This window comes from Cytophagales bacterium, assembly GCA_019456305.1.
In the GTDB taxonomy this organism is placed as follows: Bacteria; Bacteroidota; Bacteroidia; order Cytophagales; family VRUD01; genus VRUD01.
This window is the reverse complement of the sequence record VRUD01000003.1, coordinates 52,960-70,762: the sequence shown is the minus strand read 5'-3', so window position 1 is coordinate 70,762 and position 17,803 is coordinate 52,960. Positions and strand designations below refer to the sequence as shown.

The 17,803-nt window shown below is 37.5% G+C and carries 15 protein-coding genes and 1 riboswitch; of the genes, 12 read left to right on the top strand and 3 right to left on the bottom strand.

Annotated features, from left to right (window positions below):
- Positions 1-271: 271 nt before the first annotated feature.
- Positions 272-1,315, bottom strand: a complete 1,044-nt coding sequence (locus tag FVQ77_01115; GenBank protein MBW8048945.1) for a hypothetical protein — start codon at positions 1,313-1,315, stop codon at positions 272-274.
- Positions 1,316-1,452: 137 nt separating this feature from the next.
- Positions 1,453-1,684, top strand: a riboswitch (cobalamin riboswitch).
- Between the two features lie 161 nt (positions 1,685-1,845).
- Between FVQ77_01115 and FVQ77_01110 the strand changes: the two genes are divergently transcribed.
- The 11 genes from FVQ77_01110 (at position 1,846) to FVQ77_01060 (ending at position 10,378) form a co-directional block, all read left to right on the top strand.
- On the top strand, positions 1,846-4,083 hold the full coding sequence (locus FVQ77_01110) for a TonB-dependent receptor (GenBank protein ID MBW8048944.1): 2,238 nt from the start codon (positions 1,846-1,848) through the stop codon (positions 4,081-4,083).
- A gap of 62 nt (positions 4,084-4,145) precedes the next feature.
- Positions 4,146-4,703 carry a hypothetical protein gene (locus FVQ77_01105; GenBank protein MBW8048943.1) on the top strand — a complete coding sequence of 186 codons (558 nt, stop codon included), beginning with the start codon at positions 4,146-4,148 and terminating at the stop codon, positions 4,701-4,703.
- A gap of 6 nt (positions 4,704-4,709) precedes the next feature.
- The gene (locus FVQ77_01100) at positions 4,710-5,384 is read left to right on the top strand and encodes a diphthine--ammonia ligase (protein MBW8048942.1); all 675 of its coding nucleotides are present in this window, start codon (positions 4,710-4,712) and stop codon (positions 5,382-5,384) included.
- 87 nt (positions 5,385-5,471) lie between these two features.
- Positions 5,472-5,864, top strand: a complete 393-nt coding sequence (locus tag FVQ77_01095) for an acyl-CoA thioesterase (protein MBW8048941.1) — start codon at positions 5,472-5,474, stop codon at positions 5,862-5,864.
- A 268-nt stretch (positions 5,865-6,132) separates the two neighbouring features.
- Positions 6,133-6,618, top strand: a complete 486-nt coding sequence (locus FVQ77_01090) for a VOC family protein (protein MBW8048940.1) — start codon at positions 6,133-6,135, stop codon at positions 6,616-6,618.
- Between the two features lie 31 nt (positions 6,619-6,649).
- Positions 6,650-7,243, top strand: a complete 594-nt coding sequence (locus FVQ77_01085; GenBank protein ID MBW8048939.1) for a hypothetical protein — start codon at positions 6,650-6,652, stop codon at positions 7,241-7,243.
- 120 nt (positions 7,244-7,363) lie between these two features.
- Positions 7,364-8,290 (top strand): cobalamin-binding protein, encoded by a 927-nt coding sequence (locus FVQ77_01080; GenBank protein ID MBW8048938.1) that lies wholly within the window; start codon positions 7,364-7,366, stop codon positions 8,288-8,290.
- 12 nt (positions 8,291-8,302) lie between these two features.
- Positions 8,303-8,563 (top strand): DUF4160 domain-containing protein, encoded by a 261-nt coding sequence (locus FVQ77_01075; protein ID MBW8048937.1) that lies wholly within the window; start codon positions 8,303-8,305, stop codon positions 8,561-8,563.
- Positions 8,551-8,826 carry a DUF2442 domain-containing protein gene (locus tag FVQ77_01070; protein ID MBW8048936.1) on the top strand — a complete coding sequence of 92 codons (276 nt, stop codon included), beginning with the start codon at positions 8,551-8,553 and terminating at the stop codon, positions 8,824-8,826. Before FVQ77_01075 ends, FVQ77_01070 begins: the two co-directional genes overlap by 13 nt.
- 14 nt (positions 8,827-8,840) lie before the next feature.
- On the top strand, positions 8,841-10,091 hold the full coding sequence (locus FVQ77_01065) for a sodium:proton exchanger (protein MBW8048935.1): 1,251 nt from the start codon (positions 8,841-8,843) through the stop codon (positions 10,089-10,091).
- A 92-nt stretch (positions 10,092-10,183) separates the two neighbouring features.
- Positions 10,184-10,378, top strand: coding sequence for a cold shock domain-containing protein (locus tag FVQ77_01060; protein ID MBW8048934.1), 195 nt, complete (start codon positions 10,184-10,186; stop codon positions 10,376-10,378).
- Positions 10,379-10,496: 118 nt separating this feature from the next.
- On the opposite strand, the gene msrA is transcribed toward FVQ77_01060, so the two are convergent.
- On the bottom strand, positions 10,497-11,129 hold the full coding sequence (gene msrA, locus FVQ77_01055; GenBank protein MBW8048933.1) for a peptide-methionine (S)-S-oxide reductase MsrA: 633 nt from the start codon (positions 11,127-11,129) through the stop codon (positions 10,497-10,499).
- A 182-nt stretch (positions 11,130-11,311) separates the two neighbouring features.
- Here msrA and FVQ77_01050 point away from each other — a divergent pair, with 182 nt between their 5' ends.
- The gene (locus FVQ77_01050) at positions 11,312-12,070 is read left to right on the top strand and encodes a diphthine--ammonia ligase (GenBank protein MBW8048932.1); all 759 of its coding nucleotides are present in this window, start codon (positions 11,312-11,314) and stop codon (positions 12,068-12,070) included.
- 226 nt (positions 12,071-12,296) lie between these two features.
- Here FVQ77_01050 and FVQ77_01045 read toward each other — a convergent pair whose 3' ends face one another.
- A complete protein-coding gene (locus FVQ77_01045; protein MBW8048931.1) occupies positions 12,297-15,212 on the bottom strand; it encodes a S8 family serine peptidase in 2,916 nt (971 codons plus the stop codon).
- Between the last annotated feature and the right edge of the window lie 2,591 nt (positions 15,213-17,803).

Below are 17,803 nucleotides of genomic sequence, written 5' to 3'. Positions count from 1 at the left end.
CAATGATGCTATCTGGGGTAACAGCTATGGGTGTTCCGTTTCCAAAACCAGGGTCTGTATCTATAAAATATTCTGCTGCTGTTATATTGGGAAGTTGAGCAAAAGTTTCAGGAAAGTATAAACTATTTAAGCTCAAAAAAATAAGAACTGCAGCATAAATGCGCAAAGGAATAGATCTGTAAGGCAGTATCATGTTTTACTGGCTTTGCAATAAAAATTCAGTTAGGGTTATTTCTTTCTGGTTACCTTTTTCAATGATTAAACCTAATGCTCACTTATGTGATATTGATTTGAGATTACCATCCAATCCTGACACCCCGTTACCTATGGGAGCAACAGTAGCATCAAATATTGAGGGTATTTCAGGCATTCCGGACTGGAAGTATTGGTTGTTGTCAGTAACATCATACACACCACAATCCGCTCCTCCGAACCCTGCACCCAATGCCGGAGACCCCGCCTTTAGCTTGAACCATTCATCGTAATTTGCAGACCCTGTTTGGGTAAATACATTAGTCATCAATACATTTTCCTGGTTACCGGCAGCAGTACCGAATTGTGTGGTATTTCCTATATTGTTTGTTACAATATTAGGGAAAGTAATATTGCCATTCACAAAAGTTGCAAAACCCTGAATGTTGTTTACTATCGTAGAATTATAGGCATCAAATCTTCCATAAATAACATTATTGGTAATTAATGTAAGGTTAGAAGATGAAGTCATATAAAGACAATAATAATCAAAGCTTAGACCATATTTTCTTATAATATTATTTCGAATGAGTGTGTTATTACAACTACTATTCAGGCGAATAGTACTATATAAAACATTATTAGAGCTATAATTTTGCCATATATAGCACTGTGAAATTTCAGTGTTGTTTTTAGCATTTATAAATACGCACTCATCAAATGAAGCATAATAAATATAGCATCTCCTGATCGTTATGCTATCGGCATTAACGTAAACTCTGCCCATACTAAGTCCTGTAATTATAGAATTTTCTGAGCCGGCATTAAAAGTAAACAAACCCACCGTTGAAGAAAACTGGTAAGCTTGTGTAGTGTCATTAATGGTTAAAAAGTAACCTGAACCCATAATTACCAATTGCTTTGCAAAGGTTAGATCTCCATAGGTATTTGGAGAACCTTCCAGGTAAAGCGTATCACCGGCAACTGCACCAGTATAAGCAGCAGCGAGGGTTGAAAAATCTGCATCAATACCGGCCCTGTTATTAACACGCCATACTGTTGCAAAGGCACTTGTACATACCATTGTAAGTGCCAGGCATAAGACTTTAGTTTTTGATTTCATGGTCTTGATTTTTTGTGCCTGCGCATCCCGACTTGTCGGGACGCACAGGTGTGGTTAATATTAAATTTAGATTTGCAAATGTACAGATTTTTTTTAAAAAAAATGATATTAATTTTTTTTTAAGATTTTTTAAAGTGTATTTTTGCGGTTGTATTGGTGGCAATCTCCCAGAATACTCGTGGGAAGCCTTAATAGGGAATCCGGTGATACCGATAACTATCAGGAAATTCCGGAGCTATCCCCGTAGCTGTAAGCTCTTTTAAATGTTTTTGACAACCCTCGCCACTGTTCCCCCGAGTACTCGGGGTGACGGGAAGGCCGTTTAAAGCAGAGCAAGCCAGAAGACCTGCCAAAACATTTTATTCAGAGCTTTCGGGTTCACCCCGTTAGATATAATAAAACTAATAGGGTGACTTTGTTAGATTAAGTGATTATCTAACGGGGTGAAAAGCGAGGGGTAAATACCCATCGTATTTATTCCAACTATTTCCCAAAGCTCATAGTTTTTAATCATTTAAAATTTTAAAGCTATGAGGAAAAAAATTAAACGCCTGCCCTCCATTCGCAGGATTCGGAGATGGCAGGCGGGATTGTTGTTATCCATAACAGTTATGAGCGCAGCGCAGCTAAGTTTTGCACAACTGCCTGCCTACACCCCCGAGTACTCGGGGACAGGCAGGCAAGACACTTTAAAAATATTACTTTTAAAAGAAGTAATTGTTACGGCAACCCGAATTGAAAAAAATGTTGCTGATGTGGGCAGGAGTATTACGGTAATTACAAGTGCTGACATTAAAAACTCTGTTTACAACAGTGTTGCCGAATTGCTCTCACAGCAAGAAGGCATTTATATTGTTGGCAGTGGTCAGAATCCGGGAATGATCCAAAGCATTTTTACAAGGGGTGCAAACAGTAATCAAACTTTGATTATGATTGATGGCGTGCGTATTACTGACCCTTCCACCCCGAACAATGCACCTGACCTATCTGAATTGTCGCTTGCAAATGTTGATAAGATTGAAATTGTAAGGGGTTCGCACAGCACGCTTTACGGTTCATCTGCAATAGGCGGTGTTGTAAACATTATCACTAAAAAAGCTACCAAGCCCGGATTTAATGCTGATGTGGAAGTAAAAGCGGGAACGTTTGGCAAAGGAACTTCTGTAGTTTCTGAAAATGTGTTTTTAAATTATACTACCAAGACGGGATTTTATATTAATGCAGAAATCTTAAATGCCAATATCAAGGGGTTAGATGCAACGATTGATACGGTTACTGATCCGAATGTTTACAATAACCGTGATAAAGATGGTTTTGATAAAATGGATTTGATTGGAAAAATCGGTTTTAATAACAGCAAGTTTGATGTATATGCTTCTTATAAAAAAACCGACCAAAAGACAGCTATTGACAAACGTGCTTATATAGATGATGATAATTACACACTGAATTTTAACCGCAATTTATTTACTTATGGCGCTTCTTATAAAATCAATGATAGGTTAAATGTCCAATACGTTGGCGGTTTTTCCGATATGACAAGGGTGGCAGTGGATGATTCATCCGTTGTAGATGATTTGGGTAATAACGACCACACTTATTTTGACGGCACTTATAAGGGCAGTATTTCTAGCAATGAAATTCAAGGGAATTTAAAGGTTAAAGGTTTAGACGTGGTGTTGGGCGGTGGACTGTATAATGAAACAATGACTTTCAAGACCTATTATATTAATACTGCGTGGGCTTATGAATCAACATCGGATTTAGATACTTTGGATTTGAATACCTCAACTAATAATATTTTTGCTCACATTGATTTAAACGGAATTCTTGTTAATGAAAAATTTAACAGATTTTCACTGGCATTGGGGGGCAGATTGATTAATCACAGCGCTTTTGGAAGCAACCCGACTTATCAGATCAATCCTTCATACAAAATTGTTGATAACACTTTGGTATATGGATCTTACTCAACAGGTTTTAATGCCCCTTCATTGTATCAATTGTATTCGCCTGATAAAAATTTCACTTCCGGTATCACAAGGGGTAATAAGGATTTGAAACCTGAAACATCTGTTTCTTATGAATTTGGCTTTAAACAAAAAGTCAATGATAATCTTTCGTTTGTGGTAGCTTATTTCAATACGGAAGTTAATAACGTGATTGAATATGTTTACCTGTGGAATAAAAATACGCCTGTTGATTCGATATCTTTTTCTGATAATCTGGGGGATACTTATTTGAATCTCGGCAAACAAACAAGCAGGGGTATTGAATTCAGCATCAATTCCAAGATTAGTGAAAAGCTCTATTTGACAGGAAACTTTAGCTTGATTAGCGGAAAATTAAATTATGAACCTTCCGATATTAACAGTTCCCAAACGGAAGGTAATCACGTACAGATTTATGGTAACGGGGCAATTCTCAATGAGGAAATTGAAGTTTTGGGGTTGGTGAGGAGACCTAATACTGCTAATATTAATTTAACCTATAAACCCTTTGAGAAACTTGCCATGAGAATTGATTTGAAGCACGTAGGTTCAAGGGATGATATTTTTTATAATTCACAACTTGGTCCTTATGGCGCTTTGGGAACAGAGGGTGTGTCTGACTACTCATTGTTGGATTTTTCGGCAAAGTATGATTTCAATAAACATTTTTCAGCAGGTATGCGAATTGAAAATATTTTTGACACAAAATATAGAGAAATCAACGGGTTTACGACAAGAGGCAGAGGCATATATTTTAATTTACGTTACATTATTTAAACAAACACGGAACGTACAGACGCCCAAATTGGGCGTCTCAACATTCCTAAAAACAAATTATTATGGAAACAAAAAATCAAAAAATTCGCTTTGGTGTGCTGGCGGGGATTGTTTTATTTGCTGCATTTAGCAGGTTAATACCTCATCCGCCTAATTTTACGCCATTAATAGCAATCGCACTATTTGGGGGTGCTTATTTTACAAATAAGAAGTGGGCATTTACTGTCCCTTTGTTGGCTATGATATTAAGTGATATTGGACTAACTTTTATGATGGGCTACGAATTCTTTACATCTATGCGAGTGGTGGTTTACAGTTGTTTTGTTGTCATTACTTTGATTGGATTTCTTTTACATAGTAAGGTGAAGGTTCTCAATGTAGTGCTTGCTTCTCTATCGGGTTCAGTCCTATTTTTCATTGTAGCCAATTTTGCCGTGTGGATTGGCGGTACACATAATCTTTACCCAAAGAATATAGCGGGATTGATTGAATGTTATGTTGCAGCTATTCCGTTTTTTAAAAATACAGTAATCAGCGCTTTGGTTTATTCGGGTGTGTTATTTGGCAGTTTTGAACTGCTAAAATACAGGTTTCCTGTTTTGTCGAAAGCTAACTCATAAATTGTAATGCCCCCAAAAGTTGGTGTTCTGTGGACTGGCGGAAAAGATTCTTGTCTGGCTTTTTATGAAGCTCAAAGGGCAGGTTATAAAATTGATTGTCTAATAACTTTTGTTCCGGGCAATCCGGTTTTTCTTGCACACCCTATCCCTTTTATGAAGTATCAGGCAAAGGCAATAAATCTGCCTCACAGGATTGTGGAAATTAAGGAACCATACAAAAAAGGTTACAGGGAAGCGTTTAGCGTATTAAAAGAAAGGCATAATATCAACACACTTGTTACAGGTGATATTGATGAAATTGATGGACACTCTAACTGGGTAGCGGAATATGGCGGATATGCAGGCATTGATATACAAATTCCGCTATGGAAGATGGATAGATTAGAAGTTCTTAAGCGGTTGCTAAAGCATCAGTTTAAAGTAATTTTTTCTTGTGTAAAAAAACCGTGGTTTTCTGATGAGTGGTTAGGGAAAGAAATTACAGTTGATACATTATATCAATTAAGCGAATTGAATAAATCAAAAGGAATTGATGTTTGCGGGGAACGGGGCGAATATCATACTATGGTTTGTGATGCTCCTTTCTTTCAAAAAAGCATTTCTATTAATTCTTTTTCAAAGTGTGAAAAGGATGATTTAATGTTTATTGATATTGGGGAATTGGCATTAAAAGATAAATGATAATCTTACTTTTAAAGTAGTGAAACATTAAAATTTTATCTGTAAACCCGATCCGATAATACGGGACGGGTTTGTTAAATTTCTTAAATGACGTTAGAAGAAAAAATCAGCAAATCGAAAACACACGTTTTTAAAGCTGTTTTCCCAAATACAACCAATCACTATGATACTTTGTTTGGAGGTTCAGCGCTTAAATTGATGGATGAAGTAGCATTTATCACAGCTACCAGGTTCAGCCGCCAGAAAGTAGTTACCGTTTCTTCTGATAAAGTTGATTTTAAAATACCGATTCCAAGTGGAACATTGATCGAATTAATCGGTAAGGTGATCAAAGTAGGAAAAACCAGCATAGTGGTTGAAGTAAATGTATTTCTTGAGGAAATGTATGCAGATAAGAGAATAGAAGCTGTTTCAGGTATTTTTACCTTTGTAGCGATTGGCGATGATAAAAAACCCGTAAAAATAATTACAGATGTATAAGTTATTTATTGTTCTTCTAATCCTTATTATTATTTGGTACTTCTTTGTGTATGATTATATATTTCCACCTAAGGATGATGAGGATGAAAGGGATTTGAAGGCGTATGATGATGATGATAAATTTGATATAGAAGATTATAGAACAAACTAAGAACATAACTTCGTAAATTGATTAAAAAAAGGGGAAGCCGAAAACCTTCAAGAGTAGGCACTATATTAATAATATATGAAAATGAAAAAGTTATTATTTGCATTAATTCCGGCAGTGATGATTTCCTGTGATCAGGATAAATCATCCCGACACCAGGATGAAGAAAAGAAAGACACAACTATTATCAGCCAGCAAACACAAAGTACAACTGAATGGAGACATACAATTGACTGGTTTGAGATAGCTGTAAATGATCTTGACAGAGCTAAAGAGTTCTATGAAACCATTCTAAACATTCAAATGAAAACGTATTCTGATACTGCAATGGGCGGTTATTCAATGGCTTTTTTCTCAGATCCGGGAGGAAATAATATTGTAACCGGTGCTCTTGTAAAGTCAAAAGATTTTGTTCCCGGGGATAACGGAACTGTGGTTTACTTAAATGCTGATCCCGATTTAAGCGAAGCATTGGCAAGGATTGAACCTGCAGGAGGCAAGATCACTATGCCCAAAATGGGTATCGGTGAAGAAAACGAACATGGTTTTATGGCTTTGTTCATTGACACCGAAGGCAATAAAGTGGCATTGCATTCACAGAAGTAATAAAAACGCTATAAAAATAAATTATTTAGAGATGAAAACAACAAATGAAAAAATTCACTTAACAGTATTGGCAGGTATCATTGTATTAGCCGCTATAAGCAGGCTAATACCCCACCCGCCAAATTTTACTCCGATAGCTGCAATGGCGCTATTCGGTGGTGCTTATTTTAGTAAGAAATCTTATGCTTTTATTGTTCCGCTAATTGCCATGCTCATTAGCGATATGCTTATTATGAGATTTGTATATGCCCACATAAGCACAATTCCTGAATATTTTATCTCTTCAGCAACCGTCTCAGTATATATCTCTTTTGCCCTGATTGTGCTGGTTGGGATGATGCTCAGGAATAATGTCAGGCCGTTGCCAATAATAGGGGCAGCGCTGTCTTCTTCCGTGTTGTTTTTCCTCATCACCAACTTTGCTGTGTGGTTAGGCAGCACTTATTATCCTCAGAACCTACCAGGTTTAATCGCGTGCTATGGCGCTGCAATACCATTTTATAGAGGCGAAATCTTTGGGAGTTTCTTTTTCAACACGGTGATGGGCGACCTGTTCTTTGTAGGAGTATTATTTGGTAGTTTTGAAGTGGCGAAATACAGGTTTCCTGTTTTGGCGAAAGCGTAGGTTCTACAATCGTAATTCCATAGCAGAGATTAGCAGATTTTGTGGGATCATCATTAAAATGTATAGAATTAAAAATATTATTGTTTTATAAAAATTCCGAATCAAAATATTTTTTGATAAATGAATAATAATGAAAAACGAATAATATCATTATTACCCAGTAGTACTGAAACAGTTTGTACCCTGGGATTACAAGACCACCTGGTAGGCCGTTCCCACGAATGTGATTACCCTGCCGAAGTACAGAAGCTGCCTGTTTGCAGCGAACCGAAATACCGATCCGATGGCACGAGTGTAGAGATCAATAAAGAGGTAGAAAGCATATTACGCGATGCATTATCCATTTACAAAGTGGATGCGGAAAAGATCAAAACACTAAAGCCCACCCATATCATTACCCAATCTCAATGTGAAGTATGTGCAGTCAGTACTGATGAATTGCAGGAAGCAACAAACGAATATCTCCAACAAGATGAGGTAACCGTAATTGATTTGACCCCTGAAAGTATAGAGCAGGTGCTGGAAAACATACTTCAAATTGCCAATGCCCTGGATGCTCAGGTAAAAGGTGAAGCGCTGGTAAATAAAATGAAGCGCTCATTTGAGGATATTCGCACAGAAACAAAAGAGCTCTTTGATAAACCTTCCATCGTTCATATTGAGTGGATTGAACCGGTCATGGTAGCAGGACACTGGATGATGACGCTTATAGAAATGGCGGGTGGAGTGAATTGCTTTCCAGATGAAAATAAACGCTGGATCAAATTTGAAGAACTACTTGAGCAAAATCCAGATAAGATCATTATTGCTCCCTGTGGTTTTACTATTGAAAGGACATTGAAGGATATGTTTTATTTTGAGAACAGGATGGAATGGAAAACACTTAAAGCTGTCCGGAATAATGAAGTGTATATATGTGATGGTAATAAATATTTTAACCGTCCCGGGCCGAGATTGGTGGATTCTCTTGAAATTTTAGCTGAGATATTTCACCCACATCGTTTTTCAAGTAAGCATCATAAGTCAGGATGGATAAAGTATTTTTAAAAGACAAATTGCATGCCGGAAATTAGCAGATTTTACGGGATCATTATTCGAATGTTTGCTGGAGATCATGGAAAGCCACATTTCCATGCATATTATGCGGAGTATGAAGCAAAAATTGACTTAGATACATTAGAGATTATCAAGGGTAATTTACCTAAACGATCCCTAAAACTGGTTCAAGAATGGGCAATTTTACATAGGAAAGAATTAAATGAAAATTGGAAAATTGGTCAAAATATTGAAACTTTTAATAAAATTGAATCGTTAAAATAGTTATCGTGGAGAAAATTGAAAAAATATTAGTTTTACAAAATTTCCGGATCAAATTTTTCTTTGATAATGGTGAAGTACGAATTGTAGACTTTAAACCTTTCATAAACAAAAAAGGTGTATTAAATAAACCCCTTGCCGACCCTGAATATTTCCGAAAAGTTAAGTTTTACGATTTTGGGGGAGGAATTTATTGGCCGAATGAATTAGACGTTTGCATTGATTACATTCTTTATCATTCAAAACCAGAGAAAGTAACGGCCTGATTTTATGTGTTACTATGGAAGTATTTAACTCATACATCTTTATCATAGCCGTATCGGTAATTATCATCCTGTCTTATTTTTTCAATATATTCTCAAAAAAGACAAACGTTCCCAGTGTATTGTTGCTCATCCTGATGGGCGTCCTTATAAAACTCGGAATGTTTTTCTTTGATATTAAAGGAATAAATCTATTCCCCGTATTGGAAGTTTTGGGAATTGTAGGTTTAATAATGATTGTATTGGAAGCAGCATTAGACCTGGAACTGAAAAAAGAAAAATGGACAATCATATGGAAATCATTTAGTGTTGCCCTGCTTGCACTGGTAGCCACTTCATTTGCATGCGCTTTTGTTATCAGCTATTTTATAGAAATGCCCCGGACTGTAGCATTGATCTATGCAATACCTCTTTCAATAATGAGCAGTGCGATCATAATTCCGAGTGTTGAAAACCTCATGCCCGGAAAAAAAGAATTTATGATCTATGAAAGTACGTTTGCCGATATACTTGGCATCATGTTTTTTTATTTCCTGATAGGCAATGCCGGTGAAAGCAGCGCTAAAGTGGTGGTGTTGGATATCATTGGGAATGTGTCATTGACCATCATCATATCAATAGTTATAAGCTATGCATTGGTATTGGTATTCCAAAATGTGAGTACGCAGATCAAATTGTTTTTATTGATTGCCGTTTTGCTGTTGTTATATTCTATCGGGAAATTATTTCATCTCTCTTCCCTCCTTATCATCCTTGTCTTCGGATTGGTTTTACATAATCACACCCTTTTCTTTAGAGGGTTTCTGAAGAAATGGCTTAAAACAGAGCGGGTTGAAAATATATTAGACAACTTCAGATTGATAACGGCAGAATCTGCTTTTGTGGTAAGAACCTTCTTTTTCGTCATTTTCGGCATTACCCTGTCATTGAGCTCACTAATAAGTTTCAAGGTGTTTTTGATCAGTGCCCTGGTTGTGGGAATTATTTACCTCATCCGCTTTGGCGGATTAAAATTATTTCTCAGGAAAGACATCAAGCCGCAACTCTACATAGCTCCCCGGGGATTGGTAACCATCCTGCTGTTTTTTGCGATTCCGGAAGAATTTCGGGTAGAGGGTTTTGATTCAGGCATCCTCCTGTTTACCATATTAGCTACCAGCATTATCATGACCTTTTCACTCATTAGTCATAAAAAGAAAGAGGAATCAAAAGTGGGAGAAGAAAGTATTGATGAATTGATAGAAGGTGAAGATCTGAATTTATCATAACTAATTACGTTTTTTTTTGTTTTATAAAAATTTAGCTATATTTGCAATCTTTTTAACCCGTCCCGACTTGTCGGGACATAAATTTTATCTTTATGGCTTCAGGCACAGTAAAATGGTTTAATACCCAAAAAGGTTTTGGGTTTATTCAACCGGATGATCAGGAAAAAGACGTCTTTGTACACCAGAATGGATTGATTGATGAGATCCGTGAAAATGACAAAGTAACTTTTGACGTTCAAGAAGGTGAGAAAGGTTTAAATGCAGTTAATGTAAAATTAGCTCAATAAATTTTTGCCTTACCGGCCTGCCTAATCGGTAGGTAGGTGAAAGCGGGGTCACTTGGCCCCCCTTTCATCATTTAATATCAAATTTCAGCGTAATCCAGAGTATTCAGGTGCCAATAGCTTATTTTACCAACTCCGGAAATTTTGCTTCAAACCTTTTTATTCTTGGTACTGACACTTCCTGAATATATGGATTTTCCGGATTATTCTTTTCATAATCCTGATGATATTCCTCTGCCTTATAAAATAGTTCAAATGCTATTACCTCTGTCACGATTTTAGATTCATACTCACCTGTAGCATCTAATTCTTTGATATAATTCTCTGCTAGTTCTTTTTCCTTCTCATTTTGATAGAAAACAATAGAACGGTATTGTGGTCCAACATCAGGTCCTTGATGATTTAGAGTAGTAGGATCGTGTGATCCGAAGAATACCTTTAGAAGAGTTACATAGGTTACTAGCTGGGGATCGTAATATACTTCCACCGCTTCTGCATGCATCGTTTTGCCGGAACTTACTTGTTTGTACGTTGGGTTTTTAATCTTCCCTCCTGAATATCCCGACACTACTTCTTTCACACCTTTTACTTCTTCGAAAATGGCTTCTGCACACCAAAAGCATCCACTGGCAAAATAAGCTTTCTTTAAACGCTCGATATTTTGTGCTGATTTTTTTTCATTTCCGTTAACACTTGAACAAGCTGTTGCAATGAATACAGTCAGCATTAGGATTGAATTTCTTAATGTTTTCATGCACACAAATTTATGAAAAGATTTGTTATAATAACTAATTATGCAAATCTTTGTGGCAGGTTTTTCAAAGGGTTCTTTAAAGGGCATCTCTAAAAACTACACCATACATTCCCCTCTATCAAGAGGGGCAAGGGGTGTGTTTTAAAAAATATGTAGTTTTTAGAGATGCCCCCAATTAAAAGATGCAGAAAGAAAAAGCAATTTTCAACTGGAGCGGGGGCAAGGACTCTGCCTTGTGCTTATATAAAATATTACGATCAAATGAGTATGAAATATCCTGGTTACTGACCACCGTAAGCGAAAAATATCAACGGATCTCCCAGCATGGAGTCCGGGTGGAATTGCTTGAGCAACAGGCCGAAAATATCGGTATTCCCTTAGAAGTACTGATGATGCCTGACTCGCCAACGATGGAAGCCTACAACTGTATGATGGAAAAAACTTTAAAGGGGTTTAAAAAGCAAGGAGTTCATCTCTCTATATTCGGAGACATATTCTTAGAAGATTTACGTAAATACAGGGAAGAAAGATTGGCAACTTTGGATTTAGTAGGAGTATTTCCCCTTTGGAAACTTAATACCCGCAAATTGGTTGATGAGTTTATTGACCTGGGCTTTAAGGCGATAGTGGTATGTGTTGATAGTAAAGATTTGGATAGATCTTTTGTGGGCAGGGAAATTGATGAGAAATTTATAAATGACCTGCCTGAGAAAGTTGACCCCTGTGGAGAATATGGTGAGTTCCATACTTTTGTTTATGACGGCCCGGTTTTTCAAAAACCAGTGAAATTTACTAAAGGAGAAATAGTTTATCGTAAATATACGCCACCGAAAAAAACCGAAGATAGCTCTCATGCCGGCACATGCAACCCGTACACCAGCAGAAGACACGAAAATTTAACACATCCTGAGTTTGGTTTTTGGTATTGTGATTTGTTATAAAATTTCCTTTAACCTAAAAATCTAAATTAAAAAGAGGAAAAGTACGTCCTATTGTGAATAAAGAGCTGCATTAAGACAATATGTTGCAAAAATTAATAATAATAGGGTCAACCAGCACCCAGTAACCAGCATCCAGTAACTGATAATTTGATGCATGATGTTAATAATGATTACAATTTAAGTTGTTTTTTTTAATTTAGATTTTTAGGTTATAAATCACCACTTACTACTCACTACTCCCCAACAACACCACTTTCTTAAATATCATACCCGACCCGGTATTTATCCTGACAAAATAAACACCATCATTGAAGGTACTTATATCAACAATTTGTTCATTTTTATCCCTGAAATTAAATTCCATTACTTTTTCACCAATAATATTATAGATCACTAGCGTTCCATTAGTTACGCTTTCATTAAATAGTACCTTTAAAATACCATCCGTAGGATTCGGAATAATTTTTATTTGATCATTTGTAACCACAGGTAGAGGTATAGTTAATGGGTTATTATACATAATATCAGCAGCCACAGCGCTGTTTTGAATATCCTGTAAACTATCGCCACCAATAAGCGCAAAAGCAACTACTACAGAATCTCCAACAGACAATGTAAAAGGCCCCGTACCCACCACGTGGCTCACATCTTCACCCGTCCCTGGAATACCGGCATCTGTTCTTCCTATTGCACTGGATAGTGATTGATATTTTTCCGCGTCAGTAAAAGCATCATATATTCCCCATGGATTGCCGGCTACAGCTGAATCATTATCAATAGCCCAGTATGCCGGAGCGCCGGATGTTAACAGCTTGATCCCCCCATACAGGCCATTGACCTGGCTGCTATACACATATCCAAGGTTGTTAGCAGCATCCCACGAGGCACGATTTTGAAGAAAATCCATAATGTCCCAGTCCGCAAACAATCCTACATACATACTATCCAGGGTTGCAGCGCCATTGTTTTTGATCGTGTATTCTACGATCACATATTTGTCATTCGGTGCAATTTTCCAGGCAAAAGTATTATAATTTACTAATACATCTAATTTGCTTGCCCCTGCATTATTGTCATTAAAGGCGCCTGCAAGATCATAATCAGAGATCTGGGTTGGTATCACTTCCGAAACATTCTGCACTGACACAAAGTCATCATCTGCAGTTCCACCAATACGTACGGCATTTGAAATCTGCGTATCTGATGTAGCCATCATTAACCCCATTTCAAATAATAAATTTACCACCGTATCATTTACTATACTATTATAAATAAAGCCCAGGCCCTGAAGTTGACCGGAATAATCGTTATATCCTAATCTTCCTTTGCTCGTAATAGTAGTAGAAACCAGGTTTTCCCGAACATCTATATAGGTAACATTCACCCGAAGGGAAAAATATTCAAAATCTGTATAACTACCATCTTCATAAGTCAGTTTAAAATCAACCAATAAGTTCTCTGGTGCACCGGGAATAATATAAACCGTAAATGGGTCAACAGTATTGGTTTTAGTTTGCAGCATAGCGACCTGACCAAGTACAGAAGAATCGTTTAAGATCTGAACCCATACATTTGTAGTTGACAATTTAACCGATAAATTAGCGCTTGATGTATTCAGGTAATTTATGAAATCACCAACGATCCGGATGGTATCATTGGTTTCAATAATATTATTGTTACCATCTGTAACACTATTATTCAGCATCCTGATAGAAGGAGGATTTTCGGTTAAAGCCCGGTAAATATTGATCCTGCCTTTACCTAACTTGCCACTATAAACACCAGAATTGATAGGGTCAATATTATCACAGGTTACCCTTAATAATTCCCCAACCTGAAGCCCGGTATAAGAAGGATAAACAGACTTAACTAACGCTGCTGAACCTGCTGCTACAGGCGATGCCATAGAAGTTCCACTGCTGAAATAATAGATCCCGCCATCACCGGTAGAATAAATACCGCTTCCGGGAGCACAAACATCAATGGTTTTACCGTAGTTGGAAAAACCGGATTTTACGTCATTGCTGCCTGTAGAAGCAACAGAGAACGCAAACTCAAATCCGGAAGGAAAATGTGGAATATCCGCACCACCATTACCCGCAGCGCATACTACCAAAGCGCCCTTGTTTATCGTTGCATAAGTGATAATATCCTGCGCAAAAGAACCGCCACCCGGCCCTCCCCACGAACAATTTATTATATCAGCGCCATGGTCGGCAGCATAAACAATTCCAGTATAACCTTGAGAGATAGAAAGCCCATCCCCTGCCCTTACAGGCAATATTTTACAATTAAATCCGGGAGCTGCTACCCCGATACCATTGTCAGTGCTGGCAGAAGCGCATCCCGAAACGTGAACACCATGATCATTTGATACAGACTGTGGATTATTATCATTATCCAACAGATCCCACCCCCTGAAATTATCAGTATAACCGTCTCCATCATCATCTATACCATTTATCGGGTCATTATAATTGTACTTAATATTATTTACAAGATCAGGATGGTCTATATCTATGCCGGTATCTACTATTCCTACTACAACATTGGTATCTCCCTTGGAAATACCCCATGCGGCAAATGCCTGTATTGAACCAGACCCCGGGCCGGAAGCAGCAGACAGGTACCACTGGTTGCCCATCATCAAAGGGTCATTCGGAACATAACTTAGCTTATAAATATAATGCGGTTCTGCATATTCAATGCTTTCATCCTTATAAAGTAGATTGATAGCATTCTCAATAGAAACAGGAGCGCTGTATTTTATTTCGTAGATCAATGACAAGTCTATCAGCGTCTGGCCATATTTATTTCTTGCTTCCGGAGGTGGTATGTGATCGGGAAATTTTTTCTTAACATTAACTGCGCTTATACTACCAAGAACTTTATTCAAACTGCTTAAATTGATGCCATTCTTTGTACAAACACTTCTATATTGAGCTTTCACCTTAATGATGATGATTTGAGGCAGGTAATTAACATTACTGTCATTGCGAGCCTCGCGTAGGCTAAGGTGATGGAGCGAAAGGTTCCCCTCATTATTTCCACTATCTCCTTCTTTTACCGAACGGGAATACGCAAAACTATTTACCGTAAAAAAAACAGCAAATAACACGAGAATTTTAAAATGTTTTTTCATGATTTTTTAAGTTAATGATGATTATAATAAATTTTTACCCATCGTGCTCCCACTCTCGTGCTCCCACTCTGCTGGTTTTTCAGCGATGGAGTGGGAGTACGATTAAAGTTGAAACGGGGGTACAAATAAAGGAAATTCCCTGCAATTATAGAAATAAAAATTGAAATCAACAAAAAAAACAAACTAAATTTGTTATTACACCTAAAAATCTAAATTAAAAAGAAAGAAAAGTGATGTAAATATTATGATACTTCCTTAATTTAGTACAATAAAAGTAAAAAATTAAAACTTTAAACCATCACTCTTTGGGTGAAAAAATTAACACTTGTATTTCACAAAGCATCTTATAAATAGAACGCTGATGACGCTGATAAAACGGATAATCACAGATAAAAAATCAGCGCAAATCAGCTAAATCAGTGTCATCCGCGTTCTATAGGTAATTCCGGTTTTTCAATTTAGATTTTTAGGTTACATCTAAAATTGGTGATATTATTTTGTTTAAAAAATTATGAATAAAATGTGAAAAAATATAAAATAAATTTGGTAATCAATTTTAGAGTTTATAGTTTTGCAAAATCAAAAAAAGTTTCAGAATTCTTTCAAATCATCTAAAATTAAAAACTAAAAAGTCATGAAAAAATTACTCACACTTTGTCTTGTATGCCTTGCTTGTTATTATTCAAAAGCACAGTGCTCAGCTAATTTCGGTTTCACTACCGATTCAACTTTAACGGCTTGTTTTCAAGACTCCTCATCAAACCCTTCCTATTGGTACTGGGATTTCAATGGAGATGACACTACTGATGCAACCAACCCTAACCCATGCCGGACATTTCCTGCAGCAGGAAGTTATAATGTACGTTTAGTTATACAGGATTCTGCTTTAACATGTTCGGATACAATATGGAAACTGGTTATTGTTCCTGCCGGAGGAGGTTGCAATGGCTATGCAAATTTCTGGACTGACCCTGATTCTCTTAACCCTACTGCGATCTACTTTTATGATGGCTCGTGGGATGATTCAGGCATTCAATCTTGGTTCTGGGATTTTGGTGATGGGTTCCAGGATAGTCTTTCTTCAAACCCATGGCATGATTACCCCGACACCGGCAGCTACTGGGTTTGCCTGACAGTTAAAGATTTCGATTCCTGTACTTATTCTTTCTGTAATTGGGTCAATGTGGTCATAGGTGGCGGTTGTAATTCCGACTGGTATTACTCTTCTGACACTACCAATACAGCATATTTTACTGATATGTCAACAGGTGCATTTCCGTTGAGTTGGTCATGGGATTTTAACGGAGATAGCATTTCTGATGCTACCAATCCAAATCCATCCTGGAATTTTGGTGCACCCGGTTCCTATTGGGTATGCCTGACAATCACCGATAGTACGGGCTGTACTGATACCTGGTGTGATATGGTTAATATAGGCGGTCCTCCTCCACCTATCTTTACTGAAGATTTTTCAGGTGGAACATTACCAGCCGGATGGCAGAATATAGATAATTTAGCCGGAGGTAGCTGGGCATTTAACAACCCGGGTGGGCGTACAATTAATACACCTACCGGAGGCACCGGTTTTGCTATTTTTGATTCTCAGTTTTTTGGTAATGATGGTCTTCCGGAAGATGCTGATTTAATCACTCCCATGATGGATGCTACTACTCTCACTACGGTTGCACTATCATTTAGCCATTATTTCAGATTTGGTAGTGCGGCAGAAGTTTTCGTTAGTAATAATGGAGGCAATGCTTATACTTCTATAGCTAGCTGGAGCACTTCTTCTACTTCCAATCCTCAATCAGAATCAATTGATATAACATCTATTGCCGCAGGAAATGATAGTGTGATGATAAAATTCAAGTACACCGGAGATTGGTCGTGGTTCTGGGCAATTGATGATATTGTTGTTGATAAATTCCTACCTCCTACTTGTTCCGCAGACTTTGGCTGGTGGATTGATACAACCACTGTTTACTTCTCCGATTCTTCCAGCTCAACAGGCCTAATCACAAGTTGGTATTGGGATTTTGATGATGGCTTTACCGATACAATTCCAAATCCTGTCCACTTTTATGCCGTCCCTGATACCTATTGGGTTTCTCTGCAGATGTGGGATGATTCAGGATGTACAGATTCAATTGTTTATCAAGTAATTGTTGGTGGCCCTCCACCATTTACTTGTACTGCCGATTTTTGGTGGGATCCGGATACCCTTTCTGCTAATTCAATGTATTTCTGGGATTCTTCCTCGGCAGATTCTCTTATTGTTGATTGGTGGTGGGATTTTGGTGACACAACAAATGATACAATTGCAAGTCCATACCACACTTTCCCTGATACCGGAAATTATTGGGTATGCCTTACTATTACAACCAGTGACACTTGTACAAATTCACAATGTTATTGGGTAAATGTTGGCTCAGGCCCACCACCCTGCAACGGCTACGCATCCTTTACTCAAAATCCCGATTCATTGGACCCTAAAACCATTTATTTCACTGATTTGTCATGGGATGACTCAGGCATCATGTCCTGGTCATGGAACTTTGGAGATTCTACCACTTCAACACTTAAAAACCCCG